19 protein-coding genes, 8 tRNA genes and 1 pseudogene are annotated in these 24,572 nt (G+C 45.6%); 8 read left to right on the plus strand and 20 right to left on the minus strand.

All coding sequences use genetic code 11. The features are described 5' to 3' along the window. Positions 1-95: 95 nt before the first annotated feature. Together OCV81_RS14080 and OCV81_RS14085 are read left to right on the plus strand one after the other, a co-directional pair. A pseudogene (locus OCV81_RS14080) lies at positions 96-917 on the plus strand (sensor histidine kinase); the annotation flags it as partial. Between the two features lie 104 nt (positions 918-1,021). Then, positions 1,022-1,723 (plus strand): response regulator transcription factor, encoded by a 702-nt coding sequence (locus OCV81_RS14085; protein WP_022354969.1) that lies wholly within the window; start codon positions 1,022-1,024, stop codon positions 1,721-1,723. Positions 1,724-1,911: 188 nt separating this feature from the next. Here OCV81_RS14085 and OCV81_RS14090 read toward each other — a convergent pair whose 3' ends face one another. Both OCV81_RS14090 and OCV81_RS14095 read right to left on the minus strand, forming a co-directional pair. After that, complete coding sequence (locus OCV81_RS14090; protein WP_210436318.1) at positions 1,912-3,633, minus strand: S41 family peptidase; 1,722 nt, start codon at positions 3,631-3,633, stop codon at positions 1,912-1,914. Positions 3,634-3,685: 52 nt separating this feature from the next. Then, positions 3,686-4,672, minus strand: coding sequence for an adenosine kinase (locus tag OCV81_RS14095; RefSeq protein ID WP_148330630.1), 987 nt, complete (start codon positions 4,670-4,672; stop codon positions 3,686-3,688). A gap of 80 nt (positions 4,673-4,752) precedes the next feature. Here OCV81_RS14095 and OCV81_RS14100 point away from each other — a divergent pair. The 5 genes from OCV81_RS14100 to OCV81_RS14120 all read left to right on the plus strand — a co-directional run bounded on the left by OCV81_RS14100 (position 4,753) and on the right by OCV81_RS14120 (position 6,578). Beyond that, a tRNA-Asn gene (locus OCV81_RS14100) sits at positions 4,753-4,826 on the plus strand. 30 nt (positions 4,827-4,856) lie between these two features. Beyond that, positions 4,857-4,930, plus strand: a tRNA-Asn gene (locus OCV81_RS14105). A 29-nt stretch (positions 4,931-4,959) separates the two neighbouring features. Continuing rightward, positions 4,960-5,033, plus strand: a tRNA-Asn gene (locus OCV81_RS14110). 183 nt (positions 5,034-5,216) lie between these two features. Further along, positions 5,217-6,143 carry a magnesium transporter CorA family protein gene (locus OCV81_RS14115; RefSeq protein WP_022354972.1) on the plus strand — a complete coding sequence of 309 codons (927 nt, stop codon included), beginning with the start codon at positions 5,217-5,219 and terminating at the stop codon, positions 6,141-6,143. A gap of 6 nt (positions 6,144-6,149) precedes the next feature. Continuing rightward, the gene (locus OCV81_RS14120) at positions 6,150-6,578 is read left to right on the plus strand and encodes a hypothetical protein (protein WP_148330631.1); all 429 of its coding nucleotides are present in this window, start codon (positions 6,150-6,152) and stop codon (positions 6,576-6,578) included. Between the two features lie 67 nt (positions 6,579-6,645). Here OCV81_RS14120 and rpoC read toward each other — a convergent pair whose 3' ends face one another. The 17 genes from rpoC to rpsU all read right to left on the minus strand — a co-directional run bounded on the left by rpoC (position 6,646) and on the right by rpsU (position 21,252). Continuing rightward, on the minus strand, positions 6,646-10,932 hold the full coding sequence (gene rpoC, locus OCV81_RS14125) for a DNA-directed RNA polymerase subunit beta' (protein WP_148330632.1): 4,287 nt from the start codon (positions 10,930-10,932) through the stop codon (positions 6,646-6,648). 75 nt (positions 10,933-11,007) lie between these two features. Beyond that, the gene (rpoB, locus tag OCV81_RS14130; protein ID WP_148330633.1) at positions 11,008-14,820 is read right to left on the minus strand and encodes a DNA-directed RNA polymerase subunit beta; all 3,813 of its coding nucleotides are present in this window, start codon (positions 14,818-14,820) and stop codon (positions 11,008-11,010) included. Between the two features lie 159 nt (positions 14,821-14,979). Further along, complete coding sequence (gene rplL / locus OCV81_RS14135) at positions 14,980-15,357, minus strand: 50S ribosomal protein L7/L12 (protein WP_007564160.1); 378 nt, start codon at positions 15,355-15,357, stop codon at positions 14,980-14,982. Between the two features lie 78 nt (positions 15,358-15,435). Further along, entirely contained in the window at positions 15,436-15,951 is a 516-nt protein-coding gene (gene rplJ, locus OCV81_RS14140) for a 50S ribosomal protein L10 (RefSeq protein WP_022354976.1), read from the minus strand. 16 nt (positions 15,952-15,967) lie between these two features. Continuing rightward, positions 15,968-16,666 carry a 50S ribosomal protein L1 gene (gene rplA / locus OCV81_RS14145; RefSeq protein WP_072541483.1) on the minus strand — a complete coding sequence of 233 codons (699 nt, stop codon included), beginning with the start codon at positions 16,664-16,666 and terminating at the stop codon, positions 15,968-15,970. A 16-nt stretch (positions 16,667-16,682) separates the two neighbouring features. Beyond that, complete coding sequence (gene rplK, locus OCV81_RS14150) at positions 16,683-17,126, minus strand: 50S ribosomal protein L11 (RefSeq protein WP_007564157.1); 444 nt, start codon at positions 17,124-17,126, stop codon at positions 16,683-16,685. Positions 17,127-17,188: 62 nt separating this feature from the next. Next, entirely contained in the window at positions 17,189-17,731 is a 543-nt protein-coding gene (gene nusG, locus OCV81_RS14155; RefSeq protein ID WP_148330634.1) for a transcription termination/antitermination protein NusG, read from the minus strand. Positions 17,732-17,746: 15 nt separating this feature from the next. Continuing rightward, a complete protein-coding gene (secE, locus tag OCV81_RS14160) occupies positions 17,747-17,941 on the minus strand; it encodes a preprotein translocase subunit SecE (RefSeq protein ID WP_072541481.1) in 195 nt (64 codons plus the stop codon). Positions 17,942-17,954: 13 nt separating this feature from the next. Then, positions 17,955-18,030: transfer RNA gene (locus OCV81_RS14165), tRNA-Trp, on the minus strand. Positions 18,031-18,085: 55 nt separating this feature from the next. After that, positions 18,086-19,279 carry an elongation factor Tu gene (gene tuf, locus OCV81_RS14170; RefSeq protein WP_072541480.1) on the minus strand — a complete coding sequence of 398 codons (1,194 nt, stop codon included), beginning with the start codon at positions 19,277-19,279 and terminating at the stop codon, positions 18,086-18,088. Between the two features lie 47 nt (positions 19,280-19,326). Continuing rightward, positions 19,327-19,398: transfer RNA gene (locus OCV81_RS14175), tRNA-Thr, on the minus strand. A gap of 15 nt (positions 19,399-19,413) precedes the next feature. Next, positions 19,414-19,486 (minus strand) — tRNA-Gly (locus OCV81_RS14180). Positions 19,487-19,494: 8 nt separating this feature from the next. Next, positions 19,495-19,577: transfer RNA gene (locus OCV81_RS14185), tRNA-Tyr, on the minus strand. A 41-nt stretch (positions 19,578-19,618) separates the two neighbouring features. Further along, positions 19,619-19,692, minus strand: a tRNA-Thr gene (locus OCV81_RS14190). Between the two features lie 97 nt (positions 19,693-19,789). Then, positions 19,790-20,089: a ribosome hibernation-promoting factor, HPF/YfiA family gene (gene hpf, locus OCV81_RS14195; RefSeq protein ID WP_148330640.1), complete on the minus strand. Its 300-nt coding sequence runs from the start codon at positions 20,087-20,089 to the stop codon at positions 19,790-19,792. Between the two features lie 16 nt (positions 20,090-20,105). After that, positions 20,106-20,987: a tyrosine-type recombinase/integrase gene (locus OCV81_RS14200; RefSeq protein WP_148330635.1), complete on the minus strand. Its 882-nt coding sequence runs from the start codon at positions 20,985-20,987 to the stop codon at positions 20,106-20,108. Between the two features lie 73 nt (positions 20,988-21,060). Beyond that, the gene (gene rpsU / locus OCV81_RS14205) at positions 21,061-21,252 is read right to left on the minus strand and encodes a 30S ribosomal protein S21 (protein WP_022353311.1); all 192 of its coding nucleotides are present in this window, start codon (positions 21,250-21,252) and stop codon (positions 21,061-21,063) included. Between the two features lie 203 nt (positions 21,253-21,455). Between rpsU and OCV81_RS14210 the strand changes: the two genes are divergently transcribed. Beyond that, complete coding sequence (locus tag OCV81_RS14210) at positions 21,456-23,234, plus strand: aminopeptidase P family protein (protein WP_148330636.1); 1,779 nt, start codon at positions 21,456-21,458, stop codon at positions 23,232-23,234. 89 nt (positions 23,235-23,323) lie between these two features. On the opposite strand, the gene OCV81_RS14215 is transcribed toward OCV81_RS14210, so the two are convergent. Further along, a complete protein-coding gene (locus OCV81_RS14215) occupies positions 23,324-24,544 on the minus strand; it encodes an aminotransferase class V-fold PLP-dependent enzyme (protein WP_148330637.1) in 1,221 nt (406 codons plus the stop codon). Between the last annotated feature and the right edge of the window lie 28 nt (positions 24,545-24,572).

A 24,572-nucleotide genomic window follows, 5' to 3' on the forward strand; every position in this document is an offset into this window, starting at 1 on the left:
TTTCTAATCGAAAAATTTTATTAGCTTGGTAACTAACTGATTATTAATTAATAATAGCTGTTTTGGCGAATTTTCTCCGGACAGCAATGATTTATATTTTCAAGTGTATGGGCCTGATGCTTGCCGGCACATTCATCATCATGCTGATTGTAATCGTATGCATCAGCTATCAGGTAAGATTCATTTCACGCTTCGAGAAGATTTTCCAAATTCGCGAGGACTTCTCATACGCTATGATACACGACATGAAAACACCGCTCACATCCATCATCATGGCGCTGAAGTTCCTCAGAAGCGGAAAGCTTGACAACAGGCAGGAAATGAAGGACAAATACTTCGACATTGCCGAAAACGAAGCAGACCACCTGCTTACCCTTACAAATAAAGTGCTGACCATATCCAAACTGGAGAACCATAAACTGGAGATGAACAGAACAGAAGTTGAGCTTACTCCTATAATAGAGAAACTGACCGAGAAGTTCAAGGCAAAATCGCAAAAGACAGTGAATTTCATTACAGATATAAAAGCCGAAACTGCCTATGCCGATGCTGAATATCTGGAAGAGGTACTAAGTAACCTCATAGACAATTCCATAAAATATTCGGGTGAGAGCGTAGAGATAAGAATAAGCACAGCGCGGGATGACAGATATACCGTTCTTAAAGTTCATGACAATGGTTTTGGGATATCCGATAAAGATATTCATCTTATTTTCCGAAAGTATGAACGTGCATCAGCCGTTAAGCGTAACCGCCGGAAAGGTACTTCCGGTTTCGGACTCGGACTGAATTTCGTTGATCAGGTGGTTGAAGCACATCACGGAAAAATATTTGTATCCAGCATAGAAGGTGAGTTCACGGAATTCACAATCTATCTGCCGCTGGCTGAAGATAAGAACCCGATGCAAAATGGCTGACAAAGCGTTTCACAAGTAAAGACTGACGATATACACAAAATCTGTTTCTGAGATGCCGTATATTCCACATATTTCCATACATTTGTTTCATAATTGCAAAAACAATGATAAAACTGTTATTGGTAGAAGACGACAAGAATCTGTCATACATCGTACAGTCCGGCCTCCAGGACATCATCGGGGGATATGAGGTGATTACCGCTTGTAATGGGGAAGAGGGATTGGAAGCCTGGAAGGCACATCGCCCCGACATCATCATCTCCGACATTGATATGCCGGTGATGGATGGCTTTGAAATGGTGCGGCGCATACGGGCAACCGACGTGGATACCCCCATTCTTTTCGCTTCCGCACTTACCTCTCCCAAGGATGTCAGGAAAGGATATGATATCGGCGTCAATAATTACGTGAAGAAACCGTTCATCCCCGATGAACTGGATGCACATCTGCACGCCATCCTGAAAATGAAGGAAGGAAGTAAGACCCGCAACGAAGAAGGATTGTGCAAGTTCGGCCATTATACGCTGGATGCCGAACATGCCACACTCTATAATCACGAATCGGGCGATAAAACGGATCTTACCGTAAGAGAAGCTCAGATTTTACAGTTGCTCGCGCAAAATAAAGGTGATGTGGTAACAAGAGAGACCATTTTGGGCCGTTTCTGGAATACTGACAAGGATTATTTTGCCTCACGCAGCCTCGATGTGTTCATCACCAAATTAAGAAAGCTGTTTGCGGAAGACCCTCATATAGAGATTGTCACCAAAAGAGGTACAGGGCTTATACTTATGGTCAATAACTGAGTTTATCCGATTGCTTTCAAAACGCCGAAGCGTTTCAACTAAAACGCCTTTACGTTTTCTCCAAAACGCCGAAGCGTTTCAACTAAAACGCCTTTGCGTTTTACTCCAAACGTCGAAGCGTTTGAAATAAAACGTCGAAGCGTTTTCCGGGCCTTGTCTGAAGGCCCTCCAGAAGCCCTTCTAAGGCCTTATTTCTTCGGTTCTTCCTTCTTGGCCGGTTCGTCTGTCTTTACCGGTGCCGAAAGAATCTCCCGGTAACGGACGGGATTCTGCAATACTTCGATGGCTTTCTCCAAGTCGGTATCGTCTTTCAACCGTTCCATCACGGCTCCACGCTGGTAGAAATAGCGGGTCACGATTTCCTGTGAAAGATATTCCTTAATCGGTTTGGCGAAATAGTCCAGATCGCGATCCAGGTTGTGGTTGAGTTTCTTCTCCAGGGCCTTGAACTCTTCGGATGCTTCGGTCATGTAGCCCTCGAACTCGGCCACTTCCTTCAGGCTCTTCAACAGCTTTTCGCTCTGGCGGTCGTAGGTGAAATTACGCGACTTCACCAGTTTCTTGAACGCTTCATAGTCGGCATCGGTCAACTTGAACTCGTCTACCGAAGCCAGTGTGGGATGATCCCAGCAATATTGAGTGGCGTAATCGAAAATCAGGTCGTCGTTCATCAGATAGAACACGATGTTCGGAATCTTGTCGCCTTTCACTTCGATGTCGGGACGGATACCTCCCCCGTCGCGTACCTCACGTCCGGCGGCAGTGTGGAATACGGTGGTCAGACTGTCGGGCGTACGGGCTACGGAACCGTCGGCGTTCTTCTTGGCATAGTCGATGGCCTGGATGCAACGTCCGCTGGGAATATAATATTTGGAGGTAGTCACTTTCAGCGTACCGTTGTAGGGCAACGGACGGATGGTCTGTACCAGTCCTTTTCCGAAGGTGCGCGTACCGATAATCACCGCACGGTCCAAATCCTGCAACGAACCGCTCACGATTTCAGAAGCAGAAGCCGTGGAACCGTTCACCAGGATGGCCAGCGGAATCTGGGTGTCGACCGGCTCGTTCTGGGTCTTGTAGGAACCCTGCGCCTGACGCAGCTTGCCTTTGGTCACCACAATCTCCTGTCCCTTCGGCACGTAAAGATTGACGATGTCTACCGCTTCCGACAAGGAACCTCCTCCGTTGTCGCGCAGATCGATAATCAGCGACTTGGCGCCTTTCTGTTTCAGTTCGATGAAGGCTTTCTTGAAGTCCTTGGCAGAATTTTCGGTGAAGCTGGACAGGGCCAGATAGCCGATGCTGTCTTTCACCATGCCGTAATAGGGCACAGGATTGGTACGGATGTTCTTACGGGTGAGCTTGAATTCCATCACCGTGCTGTCGTTCTTCAACGGGCGCAGCACTTTCAGCACAAACGAAGTGCCCGGCTCTCCACGCAGGGCTTCGCTCACTTTTGAAGAAAACTCCTGGGGCTTCATGTTGCCGCGCACCATCTCCTTCCCTCCCACCGAGAGGATGATGTCGCCCGCCTTCACGCCAGCCTCAGCTGCCGGCATGCCCTCGGTAGGCTCTACCACCGCGATGCGGTCTTTGGCTTCATAGTAGCGGATGGCTGCTCCGATGCCCCCGTATTTCCCGGTCGTCATCTCCTTGAGGCTGCTCACCTCTTCTTCAGGATAGTATTCCGTATAGGGGTCGGTCAGCGAAAGCATGCCTTCCACCCCGGTCTGAATCATTTTCTCGGCATTCACGGTATCGACATAGAACATGTCCAGTTCCTTGAAAATGGAGTTGAAAATGTCCAGATTTTTCGATATCTGAAAATTGCGGTCGTCTTCCTTGAAACTGGTCATCCCCATGCCCAGCATCACAATGAAGGCTCCGGCCAGCATTTTTCTTGCATTCATACGTCGTTTGTTTTCAATTTATTTCTTCCTGCAAATAAACACATTATTCCGGTCAGACTTGCAGAAGTGCGTCAATATTTAACTTAATTTCGTCCCATTTCTTTCCGGGCAGGGTGGTGCCTACCTCCTGAATCACGGCCGTGGCCAGGATGGTACTGATTTGCACGCATTTTTCCAGCGAATAGCCGCAGGTCAGGCCGTACATGAAACCGGCGGCATAGAAATCGCCGGCTCCGGTGGTATCCACCACGCCCTCAATCGGACACGACAGCAGCTGGATGACTTCGGTACCTTTCTTCACGAGAGAGCCTTCTTTTCCGGTCTTCACCACGGCAATGCTGCACTTGGAGGCGATTTCTTCCAAGGCTTCGTGGGGTTCCTTGCCTGTATAGGCCCGTGCCTCGCTCTCATTGGCAAACACGATGTCTACGTATTTCACAATCAGATGGTCGAAGAAATCGCGCTCGGCTTCCACCACATTGTAGCTGGCCATGTCGAGACATACCTGAAGACCTTCTTCCTTAGCCAGCTGCATGGCCCGCAGCATCAGGTCGTGGTCTTGCAGCAGATAGCCTTCGATATAGAGATAATCATAACCGGTAAACATATCGCGCGACAGGTCGTCGGCATGCAAGGTGGCAGCCGCTCCCAGACAGGTGCCGAACGTGCGTTCTCCGTCGGGCGAGATGAACGTGGAGGCAATGCCGGAAGGCAGGTCACAGGTTTTCAGCGCGGTTTTCACTCCCCGCTGCCGGAGAGTGTCGTCGAAGAACTGCCCGGTCTCGTCCTTTCCGATTTTCCCGATAAATCCGGGAGTGGCCCCCAGGGCAGCCAAGGCACTTACCGTGTTGCTGGCCGAACCGCCCGTGGCCCGGTGTATCTTCATGCCGGCAGTGGATTTACGTATCTCGGCCAGCGTATCTTCCTGTATCAACTGCATGCTTCCTTTGGGCAGATGCAACTTCTCCAATAAAGAATCGTCATCAATTTTCACCAATACATCTACCAATGCATTGCCCATTCCTAATATTTTATCCATTTTGCTTTATTTTTTTTGCAAAGATATTGCATAATTCAAAATATCCTACTACCTTTGCAGCGCAATTAAGGAAAAAACCTTCTTCAGTAGCTCAGTCGGTTAGAGCATCTGACTGTTAATCAGAGGGTCGTTGGTTCAAGTCCAACCTGAAGAGCTCCTTTTTTGAAAAAACATGTTTGAACCTTCTTCAGTAGCTCAGTCGGTTAGAGCATCTGACTGTTAATCAGAGGGTCGTTGGTTCAAGTCCAACCTGAAGAGCTCCTTTTTAGGAAAACATGTTTAAACTTTCTTCAGTAGCTCAGTCGGTTAGAGCATCTGACTGTTAATCAGAGGGTCGTTGGTTCAAGTCCAACCTGAAGAGCTTGAGAGTTCGTTTGCTAAAAACGAACTTTTTTTATACCCTAAAACGAAACGATATGGACGATTCTTACTCGCGAACGTATTATCATTATTTTAACCACTTCCTGAAGGAGTGCCGTGAGTAGATTGTACCTTACTCTGAAGATGCTCCTCCGGGCTTAAAACGAAGGAAAGGAGCAGAAACATGAGAAAGTATCTTTTTTGTGAAGCAGGTTTCGTAGAAAAAACGAACTGGCAGCCCAACTGCTGGATTAATGTGGAGTGTCCCGATGAGTCGGATTTCCGCTTCCTGCAAGATGAATTGAAAGTTCCCCGATCTTTCTTGAACGATATCGCCGATACGGACGAAAGGCCGCGTACGGATACGGAAGGCAACTGGCTGCTGACCATCTTGCGTATCCCCATGCAGACGCCCGATTCGAAGGTGCCGTATGTCACGGTGCCCATCGGCATCATCACGAACAATGAACTGGTGATTTCGGTGTGCTACTACTCTACGGAGATGCTGCCCGACTTCATTGAACATACGCAGCGCAAGGGCATCAACGTGCCCAACAAATACGAACTGATTCTGCGGCTTATTTACTCTTCGGCCGTGTGGTTCCTGAAATACCTGAAACAGATTAACAATGAGGTGAACTGTGCGGAAAAGGAACTGGAGCGGAGTATCCGTAACGAGGACTTGCTCCGGTTGATGAACCTGCAGAAGAGTCTGGTGTACTTCAACACGTCCATCCGTGGCAATGAGGTCATGATAGGCAAGCTGCAGAACATTTTCAATGAACAGGATTACCAGAACGCGGAACTGACCGATGACGTGCTCATCGAACTGAAACAGGCTCACAACCAGGTGAACATCTACAGTGACATCCTTACGGGTACGATGGATGCCTTCGCGTCCATTATCTCCAACAACGTGAACACCATCATGAAACGCATGACCAGTCTCTCCATCATCCTGATGGTGCCTACGCTGATTGCCAGTTTCTACGGTATGAACGTGGATATTCACATCGAAGGCTTGCCCCATGCGTTTGCCCTGATTGTCTGCTTCTCGATTCTCTTGTCGGCAGCCGCATTCGTCATTTTCCGGAAAATCAAATGGTTCTAAGCTAAGATGAAGTACGGAGTTTCTTCCAATACCCTGTTGCTGACGGCTGGCGTGGTGTGGCTGGTGGCGGGCCTCAATATTCTGCAAATTGGCGTCTCCTGCTGGATTACGGATACGCACTACTGGCTCCTGAAGGTCTGTGAGGCCAGTCTGGTGTTCCTACTGTTCTTCTGCATGGTTTTCCACAAGCTCTACCGCAAGCATACGCAGCGTATCACTTCGGGAAAGCGGGAAAGGCATTGTCCCTTCTCTTTCTTTGATGTGAAGGGGTGGATTGTCATGGCATTCATGATTGGGATGGGCGTCACCATCCGCAAGGCACATTTGTTGCCGGAAAGTTTCATCGCCGTATTCTATACCGGACTCTCTCTGGCACTCATTGCCACCGGAGGGCGTTTTATCCGGCTCTTCTGGAAAAGGAAACGAAACTGCTGACGCAGCATGACAAGCATAAAAAAAGCCGCCTCAAACGAGACGGCTTTTCTTTTTATATTCGGTTGAGTTATTCAACTTCGCTATAGTCCAACACGTTCTTCTTGTTGGCCAAGATGCGATCGTATTCTTCTTTAGAACCTACCACAATCTTTTCAAACTCACGCTGACCAGTACCAGCCGGAATCAGGTGACCGCAAATTACGTTCTCCTTCATACCTTCCAGCTTGTCCACCTTACCGTTGATAGCAGCTTCGTTCAATACCTTCGTTGTTTCCTGGAAGGAAGCAGCCGACATGAAGCTTGAAGTCTGCAATGCGGCACGTGTGATACCCTGCAGAATCTGAGTAGAAGTAGCAGGCACTGCATCACGTACTTCCACCAGCTTCAGGTCACGACGCTTCAACATACTGTTTTCATCGCGGAGCTTGCGGGCTGTGACAATCTGTCCCGGTTGCAGGTTCTGAGAGTCACCAGCATCTACTACCACTTTCTTGCCCCAGATACGGTCGTTTTCTTCATTGAATTCAATGCGGTCAACTACCTGCTGTTCCAGGAAGCGGGTATCACCCGGCTCGTCAATCTGTACCTTACGCATCATCTGACGAACGATGATTTCGAAGTGCTTATCGTTGATCTTCACACCCTGCAGACGGTACACGTCCTGAATTTCATTTACGATATATTCCTGAACGGCTGTAGGACCTTTGATGGCCAGGATATCGGCAGGAGTGATGGCACCATCCGACAACGGGGTTCCGGCACGTACGTAGTCGTTTTCCTGAACCAGAATCTGCTTGGACAATGCAACCAAGTACTTACGTACATCGCCTGTCTTGGAAGTCACGATGATTTCACGGTTACCACGTTTGATCTTACCCATTGTTACCTCACCGTCGATTTCAGATACGACTGCAGGGTTAGACGGGTTACGGGCTTCGAACAGCTCAGTTACTCGCGGAAGACCACCGGTGATATCACCTGCTTTACCAACGGCACGCGGAATCTTCACCAAAATATCACCCGACTTCACGGTCTGTTTATCTTCGACCACTACGTGACCACCTACCGGCAAGTTGTATGTACGGATGATTCCACCATTTTCATCCAAAATATGTAATGACGGAATCTTAGTCTTATCCTTAGACTCTGTAATGATGATTTCACGCAAGCCTGTAGCCTCATCAGATTCTACCTTGTAAGTCACATTTTCAATCACTGATTCAAAGTCAATCTTACCGGCAGCTTCTGTTACGATAACGGCGTTGAACGGGTCCCACTTCGCAATCAGCTTGCCCTTTTCTACGACTTCACCGTCTGAAGCATACAACTTAGAACCGTAAGGTACGTTGTGTGTAGACAGTATGATGCCGGTATTGACATCCACGAAACGCACTTCTGCCAAACGGCCTACGACAATCTTCACTGGTTCACCAGTTTCTTCTACAGCATCTACTGTACGCAATTCTTCGAATTCCAGACGTGCATCGTTCTTTGCTACGATACTTGCATTGGCTGCCATGTTACCGGCGATACCTCCGGCGTGGAATGTACGCAGAGTCAACTGAGTACCCGGTTCACCGATTGACTGTGCAGCGATTACGCCGACAGCCTCACCTTTCTGAACCATACGGCTGGTAGCCAAGTTACGTCCGTAACATTTCGCACATACACCCTTCTTAGACTCACAAGTCAATACGGAACGGATTTCTACGCTTTCAATCGGAGAGTTTTCGATTTCTTCAGCAATGTCCTCCGTGATTTCTTCACCGGCAGCTACAATCAGCTTGCCAGTAGTCGGGTGGATGATATCGTGTACGGATACACGGCCCAAGATACGCTCGTACAACGTAGCGATTACTTCATCGTTGTTCTTCAACGCGGTACAAACCAAACCACGCAATGTACCACAATCTTCTTCGTTGATGATGACGTCATGAGAAACGTCTACCAAACGACGAGTCAGGTATCCTGCATCGGCTGTCTTCAACGCGGTATCGGCAAGACCCTTACGAGCACCGTGGGTTGAGATAAAGTACTCCAACACCGAAAGACCTTCCTTAAAGTTAGAAAGAATCGGGTTTTCAATAATCTGAGCACCTTCGGCACCGGCTTTCTGCGGCTTGGCCATCAAACCACGCATACCAGACAACTGACGAATCTGTTCCTTAGAACCACGGGCTCCGGAATCCAGCATCATGAATACAGAGTTGAATCCCTGGTCGTCGTTCTTAATTGTTTTATATAGAATGTCTGACAAGTCACTGTTTACGTGTGTCCAAGTATCAATTACCTGGTTGTAACGTTCATTATCGGTGATGAATCCCATGTTATAGTTCATCATGATCTGTTCGATTTCTTCGTTACCACGTTTTACCAGTTCCTCTTTCTCCTTCGGGATAATGATATCGCCCAAGTTGAATGACAGACCACCTTCGAATGCTTTCTTGTAACCCAAGTTCTTGATTCCATCCAGGAATTCGCAAGCACGAGCCACACCCACAGCCTTGATTACGTTGCTGATGATGTCGCGCAAAGACTTCTTGGAAATAATGGTATTCAAATAACCACATTCATCTGGAACCAGTTCGTTGACAATCACACGACCTACAGAGGTTTCCTTGATCATCTTCTTTACGATGTTGCCGTTCTCATCCAAGTCATTGGCAACCACACTGATGATGGCGTGAATATCCACTTTTCCTTCGTTGTAAGCAATCATAGCCTCTTCCGGTCCGTAGAAAATCAAACCTTCACCCTTGGCACCCTTACGCAGTTTGGTAATGTAATACAATCCCAGAACCATATCCTGTGCAGGCACGGTGATAGGCGCACCGTTAGCCGGGTTCAGAATATTGTGTGACTGCAACATCAGCATCTGAGCTTCCAATACAGCCTCATTGCTCAGCGGCAAGTGTACGGCCATCTGGTCACCATCGAAGTCGGCGTTGAACGCGGTACAAGCCAACGGGTGCAACTGGATAGCTTTTCCTTCGATCATCTTCGGCTGGAAGGCCTGAATACCCAGACGGTGCAATGTCGGGGCACGGTTCAACAATACCGGATGACCTTTCATTACATGTTCCAGAATATCCCAGATAACGGATTCCTTACGGTCTACAATCTTCTTTGCAGATTTTACGGTCTTCACGATACCACGTTCAATCAGCTTGCGGATGATGAACGGCTTGTACAATTCGGCAGCCATCAGTTTCGGAATACCGCATTCACCCATCTTCAGTTCCGGACCTACGACGATTACGGAACGGGCTGAATAGTCGACACGTTTACCCAACAAGTTCTGACGGAAACGTCCTTGCTTACCTTTCAAGCTGTCTGACAAAGATTTCAACGGACGGTTGGCATCGGTCTTCACTGCACTCGACTTACGAGAGTTATCGAACAATGAATCGACAGCTTCCTGAAGCATACGTTTTTCATTACGCAAGATTACTTCCGGAGCCTTGATTTCAATCAGTCGTTTCAAACGGTTGTTACGGATAATCACACGACGATACAAATCGTTCAAGTCGGAAGTGGCGAAACGTCCACCATCCAGCGGAACCAACGGACGAAGTTCGGGCGGGATAACCGGCACGATACGTACAATCATCCATTCCGGTTTGTTGCGACCACGTGAAGCACGGAAAGATTCCACTACCTGCAAACGTTTCAAAGCCTCGTTCTTACGCTGCTGAGAAGAATCGCTGTTTGCCTTGTGACGCAATTCGTATGACAATGCATCCAAGTCCAGTCCTACCAACAAGTCGTAGATAGCTTCCGCACCCATCTTGGCAATGAACTTGTTCGGGTCGCTGTCTTCCAAATACTGGTTGTCCTTTGGAAGTGTATCCATGATATCCAAATATTCTTCTTCAGACAACAAGTCGTATTTGCTCACTCCGTCTTCAGCCTTCACACCCGGCTGGATAACGACGTAGCGTTCGTAGTAAATAATTGCATCCAGTTTCTTGGTCGGCAAGCCCAACAGATAACCAATCTTGTTCGGTAAAGAACGGAAATACCAGATGTGAGCCACCGGCACTACCAATTGGATATGTCCGCTACGTTCACGACGTACTTTCTTTTCCGTTACTTCCACACCGCATCGGTCGCAGACAATACCTTTGTAGCGAATACGTTTGTACTTACCACAATGGCACTCATAGTCCTTAACCGGACCGAAGATACGTTCACAGAACAAACCGTCACGTTCCGGTTTATAAGTACGGTAGTTGATGGTTTCCGGTTTCAATACCTCACCATAAGAATTTTCCAGAATCTCTTCGGGTGATGCAAGACCGATCGTAATCTTTGAGAAATTACTTTTTATCTTAGTATCTTTTCTAAAAGCCATACTTTCTATTTTATGATAATGAAGAATTTAATCAGGAAGAATGGGAGTCGATACCCCATTCTTCAGTTGAAAAAGTTATTCCAGCGTAATGCTCAAGCACAAACCTCTAAGTTCGTGTAACAATACGTTGAGAGATTCAGGAATACCCGGCGTAGGCATCGGTTCACCCTTCACAATTGCTTCGTATGCTTTAGAACGTCCAACCACGTCATCTGACTTGATTGTCAAAATTTCCTGAAGCACATGAGCTGCACCGAAGGCTTCGATAGCCCAAACCTCCATTTCTCCGAAACGCTGACCACCGAACTGTGCCTTACCACCAAGTGGCTGCTGAGTAATCAGAGAGTACGGACCGATAGAACGAGCATGCATCTTGTCTTCAACCATGTGACCCAATTTCAACATGTAAGTCACACCGACAGTTGCAGGCTGGTCGAACTGTTCACCTGTACCACCATCATACAAATAAGTCTTGCAATAACGTGGCAATCCGGCTTTGTCAGTCCATTTATCCAAATCGTCCAATGTAGCACCATCAAAAATCGGAGTAGCAAACTTCACGCCCAATTCTTTTCCGGCACGTCCCAATACAGCTTCAAAAATCTGACCGATGTTCATACGAGAAGGCACACCCAACGGATTCAATACGATATCTACCGGAGTACCATCAGCCAAGAACGGCATGTCTTCCTGACGTACTACGCGTGAAACGATACCCTTGTTACCGTGACGACCAGCCATCTTATCACCGACACCAATCTTACGCTTCTTGGCAATGTAAACTTTAGCCATCTGAATAATACCTGAAGGCAGTTCGTCACCGATTGTCAATGCAAACTTCTTACGCTTCAGTTCAGCATCCAGCTCCTTGTATTTCTTCAAATAATTCATGATAAGGTCACGGATCATATCATTCTTGTGAGCATCTGCAGTCCATTTACTCAACTGGATGATAGTGTAATCCAATGACTCCAAATCATATTTAGTAAACTTGGCTCCCTTGGCAATGACTTCTGTTCCCAGATAATCTTTTACGCCCTGAGAAACCTTGTCAGCTGTCAAAACCAACAACTTGTCAATCAGGATTGCCTTTAGAGCCGCAGCTTTTTCTTCAAATTCTTCATTCAGTTTCGGCAAGATTGCCTTGTCTGCATTCTTTTCACTACGTGTCTTAATCACACGTGAATACAATTTCTTACCGATAACTACACCACGCAGTGATGGAGAAGCCTTCAGAGAAGCATCCTTCACGTCACCAGCCTTGTCACCAAAGATGGCGCGCAACAGTTTTTCTTCCGGAGAAGGATCTGATTCACCCTTCGGAGTAATCTTACCAATCAGGATGTCACCCGGTTCGATACGAGCACCAACACGTACGATACCGTTTTCATCCAAATCCTTGGTAGCTTCTTCACTGACATTCGGAATATCAGAAGTCAGTTCTTCCATACCACGTTTAGTTTCACGTACTTCCAGGATATATTCATCCACATGTACAGAAGTCAGGATATCCTCACGTACCACACGTTCGTTCAATACGATGGCATCCTCGTAATTGTAACCCTTCCACGGCATGTAAGCCACCAGCAAGTTCTTACCCAAAGCCAATTCACCGTTGGCAGTAGAGTAACCTTCAGTCAGGATATCTCCCTTCTTCACGCGCTGTCCCTTGTTACAAATCGGACGCAAATCGATGGTCATGCTCTGGTTGGTCTTGCGGAATTTCGGAATACGATATTCCTTCAATGCAGGTTCGAAGCTTACGAATTCTTCATCTTCCGTACGGTCATACAGAATACGAATAGTCGTTGCATCTACGAAGTCAACCACACCGTCACCTTCTGCGGCAATCTGCGTACGTGAATCTTCACACAACTGTTTTTCAATACCTGTACCAACAATCGGAGCTTCTGTCTTCAACAAAGGAACTGCCTGGCGCATCATGTTAGAACCCATCAATGCACGGTTCGCGTCATCGTGTTCCAAGAACGGAATCAAAGAAGCGGCGATAGAAGCAATCTGCTGAGGAGCTACGTCCATCAACTCTACCTGATCAGGTGTAACTACCGGATAATCGGCGTCGCGGCGAGCTTTTACTTTATCACGGATGAATGTACCGTCATCATTCAACGGCGCATTACCCTGTGCAATAATCTTATCTTCTTCTTCCTCTGCAGAAAGATATTCAATACCTTCATTTGACAAATCTACCACTCCGTTCTGCACCTTACGGTAAGGAGTCACAATGAATCCCAGTTCATTGATCTTTGCATAGACACACAAAGAAGAAATCAAACCGATGTTCGGACCTTCAGGAGTTTCAATCGGACACAGACGACCATAGTGAGTGTAGTGTACGTCTCGCACCTCGAAACCGGCACGATCACGTGACAAACCACCAGGACCCAGGGCAGACAAACGGCGTTTGTGTGTAATTTCAGCCAGCGGGTTCGTCTGGTCCATGAACTGTGACAAGGCGTTGGTACCGAAGAATGAGTTGATGACAGACGAAATTGTCTTCGCATTGATCAAGTCAATCGGAGTGAACACTTCGTTGTCACGTACATTCATACGTTCACGAATCGTACGAGACATACGAGCCAGACCAATAGCGAACTGATTTGACAACTGCTCACCTACCGTACGAACACGACGGTTGCTCAAGTGGTCAATATCATCCACGTCTGCCTTTGAGTTAATCAACTCAATGAGATATTTGATAATCTCGATAATATCTTGTTTTGTCAACACTCTGACATCCATCGGAGTATCCAGGTTCAACTTCTTGTTGATCCGGTAACGACCCACATCACCCAAGTCGTAACGTTTTTCAGAGAAGAACAGATTGTTGATTACCTCACGCGCGCTTGCATCATCTGCAGGATCTGCATTACGCAACTGACGATAGATGTACAACACTGCTTCTTTTTCTGAGTTACTTGGGTCTTTCTGCAAAGTGTTGAAAATAATTGAATAGTCAGAAGCATTAGCCTCTTCATTGTGAACGAGGATATTCTGTACACCTGATTCAAGAATCAAGTCAATGTGTTCCGGTTCAATAACCGTTTCACGGTCGATAACTACCTCGTTACGTTCAATAGAAACTACTTCACCAGTATCTTCATCTACAAAATCCTCTGTCCATGTCTTCAATACACGGGCAGCCAGTTTACGTCCGATGATTTTCTTCAGGTTCGTCTTATTGACCTTTACATCCTCAGCCAAATTGAAAATTTCAAGGATGTCCTTATCATTTTCAAATCCTACAGCTCTCAACAACGTAGTTACCGGAAGCTTTTTCTTACGATCGATATACGCATACATCACATTGTTGATATCCGTAGCGAACTCAATCCAAGATCCTTTGAATGGGATGATTCGGGCAGAATACAGTTTTGTTCCATTCGCATGGATGCTTTGTCCAAAGAATACACCCGGTGAACGATGGAGCTGAGACACTACTACACGCTCTGCACCGTTAATGACGAAAGTACCTTTCGGAGTCATATAAGGGATAGGACCCAAATACACATCCTGAATCACTGTATCAAAATCTTCGTGATCGGGGTCAGTACAATAAAGCTTCAGTTTGGCTTTCAAGGGAACACTATAAGTCAATCCACGTTCCAGACAGTCGTCGATGGTATAGTGAGGCGGATCGATATAGTAGTCAAGGAACTCGAGCACGAAGTTGTTACGTGTATCTGCAATCGGGAAATTTTCCGCAAATACCTTATACAAGCCGTCGTTCTTTCGCTTTTCGGGTGGGGTATCTAATTGTAAGAAGTCCTGAAATGACTTCAACTGTACTTCCAGAAAATCCGGATACTGCATCGGATTCTTGATAGAAGCAAAATTAATTCGTTGATTTTGAGTTTCTGAAGACATCTGTATGGAGTTTAAAATGTAAAAACTAGGATAATTACAGTCGGGGAACTCTCACAGTTCCGACAATTGAAACCTAGTGAACTTAATATAGACGCAAAAAGGTTAAGAATCCTCTTTACAGAGGACTCTTAACCGAACTACCTGATTTACAGGATAATCTTATTTAAGTTCAACTTCAGCTCCAGCTTCTTCCAAAGTTTTCTTCAAAGATTCAGCTTCGTCTTTAGCCAAACCTTCTTTTACTGTGCTAGGAGCACCGTCAACCAAGTCTTTTGCTTCTTTCAAGCCAAGACCACAAGCTTCTTTCACTGCCTTAACAACCTGCAATTTAGCAGCACCTGCGCTCTTCAAAACTACATCGAATGAAGTTTTTTCTTCAGCAGCAGCTGCACCAGCAGCAGCAGGACCAGCAGCAACAGCTACAGCTGCAGCAGCAGGTTCAATACCATATTCTTCTTTAAGGATAGTTGCAAGTTCATTAACTTCTTTTACTGTCAAGTTAACTAATTGTTCTGCAAAAGCTTTCAAATCTGCCATTTTTGTATGAAATTTAATTGTTTGTACTATTTAAATATTAAAGTTGTTTTGGTTTCTTGACTTATGCGCAACGTGACATTATTCTGCACGTTCTGCCAAAGTCTGAAGAACACCGTGAATGGTGTTGCCACCTGATTGAAGAGCTGAGATAACGTTCTTTGCAGGAGACTGTAGCAAAGCCACAATGTCTGCAATGACTTCGTTCTTGCTCTTGATTGTTGCGAGAGCTTCCAACTGATCTGCACCCACATAGAATCCTTCTTCTGCATAAGCAGCTTTCAGGGTCGGAACACTGTCCTTATATTCCTTCAACAGTTTTGCCGGCACATTAGCTGTTTCGCAAAACATTACTGAAGTAGTACCCTTCAAAGAATCAAACAAGGGTGAGTAGTCTACATCCAAGCTCATCAAAGCTTTGTGAAGCAAAGAATTCTTCACAACCATCAGTTTGATACCAGCCTTGAAACATTTCTTACGAAGATCGCTAGTAGCAGCTGCATCCATTGCAGTTGTGTCTACCAAGTAAAAATGTCCGTATTGCTTTACGGTATCAGCCAACTGACCAATAATTACGCCTTTATCTTCCTTTCTCATGATTCCTCCTTAATTATTAGATTTCGTCTACTGATTTCGGGTCAATCTTGATACCCTTACTCATAGTACTTGAAAGATAAATACTCTTAATATAAGTACCTTTAGCTGTGGTCGGTTTCAGTTTGATGATAGTAGCGATAAATTCTTTCGCATTTTCACGGATCTGGTCAGCAGTGAAAGACACCTTACCGATTGAAGTATGAACGATACCGCTCTTATCAACCTTAAAGTCAATCTTACCTTGCTTAACTTCCTTAACAGCTTTAGCTACATCCATAGTTACAGTACCGCTCTTTGGGTTCGGCATCAATCCACGAGGACCGAGCACACGACCCAGCGCACCAATCTTACCCATGATAGACGGCATAGTGATGATTACATCAATATCAGTCCATCCACCTTTGATCTTTTCAATATATTCATCAAGACCAACATAGTCAGCACCAGCTTCTTTTGCAGCAGCTTCAGCATCCGGTGTACACAGAACAAGCACACGTACCTGCTTACCTGTACCATGAGGAAGAGATACCACACCTCTTACCATCTGGTTAGCCTTACGAGGGTCTACACCTAAACGTACGTCAATATCTAATGAAGCATCAAACTTAGTGAAAGTAATTTCTTTTACCAGTTCAGAAGCTTCCTTCAGTGAGTATGCTTTCCCTGCTTCAATCTTTTCTGCAGCCAACTTTTGATTTTTTGTCAGTTTACCCATTATCAATTGAAGTTAATTAGTTATTACCCGGGAAGTCACCTTTTACAGCGATACCCATACTTCTAGCTGTTCCTGCTACCATTGACATAGCAGATTCGATAGTAAAGCAGTTCAAGTCAACCATTTTATCCTGAGCGATTGCACGAATCTGATCCCAAGTCAGTTCAGCCACTTTCTTACGGTTCGGTTCAGCAGATCCACTCTTGATTTTGGCAGCCTCAAGCAACTGAATAGCTACAGGAGGAGTTTTGATTACGAAATCAAAAGACTTGTCTGTGTAGTAGGTAATGATTACAGGTAATACCTTACCTGCCTTGTCCTGGGTTCTGGCGTTGAATTGCTTGCAAAATTCCATGATATTAATACCCTTAGAACCCAGAGCAGGTCCAACGGGAGGTGATGGATTTGCAGCGCCTCCTTTAATCTGTAATTTGATTAGTCCAGCAACTTCTTTAGCCATTTTCTTTTGTAATTTTTATATAAGTATTTAACGAATAGAATAACTGCACGTAACAAAATGCATTATTCCTTTTCCACATCCGTAAAGCCTAATTCCAACGGGGTCTTCCGTCCGAATATTTTGACCATTACTTTCAGTTTACGTTTTTCCGCATTCACTTCTTCAATGAGTCCACTGAATCCGCTGAACGGTCCCACGCTAACTTTCACTGTTTCTCCAACGGTGTAAGGGATATTCAAATCCTCACCACACTCTTGAAGTTCATCCACCGTACCCAGAATACGATTCACTTCCGACTGTCTTAGAGGAACTGGATGATCCATTCCTCCTAGGAAACCGATTACGTTCGGGGTATTTCTCAAATGATGAGCCACCTCACCGACCAAAGCAGCTTCCACCAGCACATAACCAGGAAGGTAAGTTCTCTCTTTTACGATTTTCTTACCATTGCGCACCTGATATGTTTTTTCGGTAGGAATCAACACCTGAGACACATAATCGCCAAGGTTACCGTGCTTGATGTCCGCATCAAGATATTCTTTTACCTTGCTTTCTTTTCCACTTACGGCACGCAATACGTACCATTTCTTTTCAATCTCAGACATTCTTTTTACTGTTTATTAGTGCGGATAGATAACATCTTCCATGATGAACTGGAAGGCAGAATCCATTAGAAAAACGACGAGTGCAATGAGGAGGGAAGCAGTTAAAACAACCACTGCACTGCTAGAAAGTTCTGAACGAGTAGGCCACGATACTTTATGGACTAGTTCGTCGTAAGATTCCTTACAATAATTCGTTATCTTCTTAAACATATTCCTTTAATTTTGGCACGGGAAGAGAGACTCGAACTCCCGACACTCGGTTTTGGAGACCGATGCTCTACCAACTGAGCTATTCCCGTAAAAATAGTTCCCGAATAACTCCGGGAACTATTAAATATTTATTCAGAGATTGTATTAGTCGAGAAGTTCAGTAATCTGACCAGCACCTACTGTACGACCACCTTCACGAATAGCGAAGCGCAGACCTACGTTCAATGCAACCGGGTAAATCAATTCTACAGTGATTGTTACGTTATCACCCGGCATTACCATATCTGTACCTTCCGGCAAAGTAATTTCACCTGTACAGTCCATAGTACGCAGATAGAACTGAGGACGATATTTGTTGTGGAACGGAGTGTGACGACCACCTTCTTCTTTCTTCAAGATATAAACCTCAGCTTTGAATTTAGAGTGAGCTTTAACCTGACCCGGGTGACACAGAATCATACCACGTTTGATTTCGTTCTTGTCGATACCACGAAGCAGCAAACCTACGTTATCACCAGCTTCACCTTCATCCAAAATCTTACGGAACATTTCAACACCAGTTACAACTGATTTCTTATCTTCACCAAGACCCAGGATTTCAACTTCATCACCAACTTTTACGCGACCAGCTTCGATACGTCCTGTTGCTACAGTACCACGACCTGTGATTGAGAATACGTCTTCAACCGGCATCAAGAAAGGTTTATCTACATCACGCGGAGGCAGAGGAATCCAGTTGTCAACTGCATCCATCAGTTCGATAATCTTATCTTCCCATTCTTTCACACCGTTCAATGCACCCAGTGCAGAACCACGGATGATAGGAGTATTGTCACCGTCGAAATCATAGAATGACAGCAATTCACGCATTTCCATTTCAACCAGTTCCAACATTTCTTCATCGTCAACCATATCACACTTGTTCAAGAATACAACCAAGCGCGGTACGTTTACCTGACGAGCCAACAGGATGTGTTCACGAGTCTGAGGCATCGGACCATCAGTTGCAGCAACTACGATGATCGCACCATCCATCTGAGCAGCACCAGTAACCATGTTCTTTACATAGTCAGCGTGTCCCGGACAGTCAACGTGAGCATAGTGACGATTTGCAGTTTCATACTCTACGTGAGAAGTATTGATGGTAATACCACGTTCCTTTTCTTCCGGAGCGTTATCAATCTGATCGAAAGACTTGATTTCGTCAGCTTTAGTGAAACCTCTTTCTGCCAATACTTTAGTAATAGCAGCAGTCAAAGTTGTTTTACCGTGGTCAACATGACCAATCGTACCAATGTTCACATGCGGTTTGGTGCGTTCAAATTTCTCTTTAGCCATAGCTTTACTTATTTATTTTGATTAATAATCAGCTTTACAATTTCACGAGCTGTTACCGGGACTTGAACCCGGGACCTCTTCCTTACCAAGGAAGTGCTCTACCGCTGAGCTATAACAGCAAAAGAAGAAAAGAGAGCGGAAGACGGGACTCAAACCCGCGACCCTCAGCTTGGAAGGCTAATGCTCTATCAACTGAGCTACTTCCGCAAATCAAGTGGGCAAAGATGGATTCGAACCACCGAAGGCGTAAGCCAGCAGATTTACAGTCTGCCCCATTTGGCCACTCTGGTATTTGCCCCACTCTCAAATTAGATGGTTAACACCACCTCTTTTTCTTCGAGCCTCTTGTCGGATTCGAACCAACGACCCCGAGATTACAAATCACGTGCTCTGGCCAACTGAGCTAAAGAGGCGAGATTTAAAAAACTTTGCAGCCGCTTTATTTTCCACGACTTAGCGGCTGCAAAGTTAGATATTATTTTTTAATCACAAAACTTTTACGCAACTTTTTTACTTTCCCTGAAGTTTTTCTTTGGCTTTCAGCAGTTGCTTAGACAGTGCATCCATGCACACGTCTATTGATTCTTCGAATGTATCACTTACTTTTTCTGCATAAAACTCTGAATTAAGTGCTAAAATACGCACACCAGCTTCCTTATTCATCGCCGTCTCAGGTTTCACTACTTTCAAAGACACCTCTACTTTCTTTATATTGTCACAAAACTTCTCGAGCTTCTCAGCCTTTTTCTGAATAAAGGCCTCCAATTTTTCAGATGCATCGAAATGAATGGATTGAATTCTTACTTCCATAAAAACCTCCTTTTCTTTACGCTCTAGGATGAGCTTGTTCATAAACTTGTTTTAACTCCTCAAAGGTGGTATGCGTGTACACCTCTGTAGTAGTCAAGCTTTCATGTCCCAGCAACTCTTTCACAGCTTCCAGTTCTGCATGATGATTTAGCATCGTGGTTGCGAAAGTATGCCTCAGCACATGTGGGCTTTTCTTCTTTAGGGTCACCACCTTCGACAGGTATCGCTTCACAATATAGTTTACAGACGATGGAGACAAAGGTATCCCTTGCTTTCGGATAAAAAACGCCTCACATTCCCCTGCATAAAAACGATTTCTTTCTGCCAAATAAGACTCCAGCACCTCTTTCAGCCTAGTTCCAAAAGGAATCAGCCGTTGTTTATTTCTTTTCCCCGTCACCTTTATCACCGAGGAAGAAAAATCTATATCCGCATCCTTTAAAGCAATCAACTCCGCCCGACGAATACCTGTTGAATAAAACACCTCCAACATCGTCCTGTCACGAACCCCTTCAAAGGTCTGCGCAAAGCCGTTGTCTTCAAGCAACGAATCCATATCTTCATCCCTCAAGAAAACCGGCAATGGTTTCTTTTTCTTCGGACCTACCACTTTTGCAGCCGGGTCCACTGCTACCGCCTTTTGGCGCAACAAATAGCGATAAAATGACCGGAGCGAACTCAGCTTCCGATTCACCGTTGTTTCTGCACAACCTTCTTCCATTAATGAGAGTACCCATCCACGGATTAAATCGGCATCCACTTTCGTAAAATCAAGTTCCTCATCCACCCCTTTGAAATATTCCTCAAATTCATCCAAATCGGTTCCGTAACTTATAATCGTTTTCTCCGAATAGTTCCTTTCGAAAAGAAGACACTTCAGAAAAGAATCTTTCCACATAGAAACATCGCTTTTATTCTCAGCAACGAATTTATGAAAAAGAATTCAATAATTCAAGTGTTTCGTGAAATTATTAATCTTCGTTCTGATGCATTTTCTGAACGTAAATCGCACGTTCCATTTTAAGTCTCTTCAAAACAGACGGTTTGTCATACTGCTGTCTGCTTCTCAGTTCTTTTACAACACCTGTTTTTTCAAATTTTCTTTTGAATTTCTTCAGCGCTTTTTCAATGTTTTCGCCTTCTTTTACTGGTACTACAATCATGTTTTTAAAATTAAGTATGTTGTTATTAAATTATTCCGCAGTCAATTTGCGGCGCAAAATTACACATACTTTCTTTATTTACAAAACTTTCCAGTATATTTTATTCAAAAATCAAAGATAAGAACGCACTGAAGCGGCCCTTTCTGACAGATTTATTATTTTTGCTTGATAGGTTTATACTTTTTATTTAATTCATTTACACCATGAATCTTATAGCTGAAAGAATTGATGCTTTACGCAAACAAATGGTTACGAAAGGAATCTCTGCCTTTATTGTCCCCAGCACTGACCCTCATTCGGGCGAGTATGTGCCGGCGCATTGGGAAAGCCGAAAATGGATATCCGGATTCACAGGTTCCGCCGGTACTGCAGTCATCACCCTCTCTGGCGGCGGATTGTGGACTGATTCCCGTTATTTTCTACAAGCGGCCGACCAACTTCAAGGAAGCGGTCTTACCTTATTTAAAGACCGGCTGCCGGAAACACCTTCCATCGCCGAATGGCTGGGAAGTGTATTGAAAGCAGGCGACAAAGTCGGTATTGACGGATGGGTCAACAGCATTTCCGAAGCCATGCAGCTAAAGCAGGCTCTTCAATCATATGGGCTGGAACTGGTAACCGTGGACGACCCGTTCCATACGTTATGGAAAGACCGTCCTTCCCTACCCCTCGACCCTCCTTTTATTCTTCCTCTGGAATACAGCGGTGAACCATGCGGGCATAAAATCGAACGAATAAGACAAGTACTGAAAGGAAATGGAGCAAAAGGTCTGTTGATTTCAGCCTTGGATGAAATTGCCTGGGTCTTGAACATGAGAGGTACGGACGTACACTGCAACCCGGTTTTCGTCAGCTATCTCCTGATTACGTCTGTTTCCGCCACCCTCTATATTCATCCTGATAAGCTGACAGCAGAGACGCGTCGCTACCTGACTGAAAATCAAATTCAGGTCAAAGACTACTTCCACGTGGCCAAAGACCTGGAAGAATATAAAGAAGAAAACCTGCAGCTGTCCGGTTCTACCAATTATGCACTATATCAGGCAGCCAGCCGTCACAGCAAAGTTCTGCTCCATGATTCCCCGGTTTTATACATGAAAGCCATCAAGAACGAGACCGAAATTGCCGGTTTCCACCAAGCTATGCTCCGCGACGGTGTGGCCATGGTGAATTTCCTTTGCTGGCTGGAAGAGGCGGTGAAGAGCGGAAAAGAAACCGAAATCACCATCGACCGGAAACTATATACTTTCCGCGCAGCCCAGAAAGATTTCAAGGGCATCAGTTTCGATACGATTGCCGGCTATCAGGCACACGGAGCCATCGTACATTATGAAGCGACAGAAGAAACAGCCACCACGCTGCAACCGGAAGGATTCTTGTTGCTCGACAGCGGAGCGCAATACTTAGACGGAACCACGGATATCACCCGCACCATCTCCCTGGGCCCTGTAACCGAAGACCAAAAGAAAGACTATACCTTGATTTTAAAAGGATTCATCCAGCTTTCCATGGCACACTTCCCATACGGTACTTGCGGCACGCAATTAGACGTGCTGGCTCGTCAGTTCATCTGGAAGGCAGGTATGAACTACGGACACGGAACGGGGCATGGAGTAGGGCATTTCCTCAACGTACACGAAGGGCCTCATCAATTCCGCATGAACTACATGCCGGCCCTGCTCCTTCCGGGAATGACAGTAACCAACGAACCGGGTATATACAAAGCCGAACGTTACGGAGTTCGTACAGAAAATACCATGCTGATAGTCAAAGACCAGACTACTGAATTTGGTGAATTCTACAAATTCGAACCGCTCACCTTATGTCCAATTGACCTCAAGCCGCTCTTGCCGGAATTACTCAGCCCGGAAGAGAAGGAATGGTTGAACAGCTATCACCAGCAAGTGTACGCATCATTGTCTCCATTCCTGGCTCAGGAACAAAAAGAATGGCTGGCAAAAGCTACGATGGCTGTCCGCTAACCGACCCACATAAAAAAATCTCCCGACCGATTTTCCTTTCTAAGAAAACCAGCCGGGAGATTTTATTTTTTCATTCAAGAGTTCTTCACTCAAGCAAACATCTGGCTCACACGCTGAATGCCTGCCACCAAGACATCTACTTCTTCTTTTGTATTATACAGACCGAAAGAAGCACGTACGGTACCTTCAATGCCTAATCTATGCATCAACGGTTCCGCACAGTGATGTCCGGTACGTACGGCAATTCCCAAACGGTCGAGCAACGTGCCCATATCAAAATGATGGATATCGCCCACCAAGAATGAAATGACGCCACCTTTCTGCTCCGCTTCCCCAAAAATCCGCATGCCCGGGATTTCCTTCAAGCGTTTCATCGCATACTGGGTCAGTTCGTGCTCATAGGCCGCAATACGGTCCATGCCGATGGCCGACACGTAATCCAATGCTTTTGCCAATGCCGTAGAACCTATATAGTCTGGTGTACCTGCCTCAAACTTGAACGGAAGTTCATTAAAGGTCGTCTTTTCAAACGACACATTCTTGATCATCTCCCCTCCTCCCTGATAAGGAGGCAGTTTCTCCAACCACGCTTCCTTTCCATAGAGCACCCCAATGCCCGTAGGACCATACACCTTATGTCCGCTGAACACATAAAAATCAGCATCCAATGCCTGCACATCCACTGTCATGTGGGGAATACTCTGTGCACCGTCCACTAGCACAGGAACTCCCTGTGAATGGGCAAACTCAATGATTTCCTTCACCGGATTAATAGTACCCAGCACATTCGACACGTGCGCCACAGAAACCAGCTTCGTCTTTTCCGAAAAAAGTTTCTTGTATTCATCCAACAGCAGTTCACCACGATCGTTCATCGGAATCACTTTCAGCACAATCCCCTTCCGGGCTGCCTGAAGCTGCCATGAAACGATGTTGCTGTGATGCTCCATGACTGAAACAATCACCTCGTCGCCTTCTTTCATCTGGCTGTCCACAAAGGAAGAAGCCACCAGATTGATGCTCTCGGTCGTTCCACGCGTAAAGACAATCTCCGAGGTGCTACGCGCATGAATGAACTTACGCACGGTCTCGCGCGAAGCCTCATGCAGGTTCGTAGCCTGCTGGGAAAGGAAATGCACCCCACGATGTACGTTGGCATTCACCGAATAATACTCGTCTGTAATGGATTCCACCACACAACGAGGTTTCTGGGTCGTGGCTCCGTTGTCCAGATAAATCAGCGGCTTTCCATACACGGTCCGTGAAAGGATGGGAAAATCTTCCCTTATCTTGTTGACATCGTACTGCATAAATTCTCGCTTAAATATAATTATATTC

Source organism: Phocaeicola fibrisolvens (assembly GCF_025567125.1).
GTDB lineage: Bacteria > Bacteroidota > Bacteroidia > Bacteroidales > Bacteroidaceae > Phocaeicola > Phocaeicola fibrisolvens.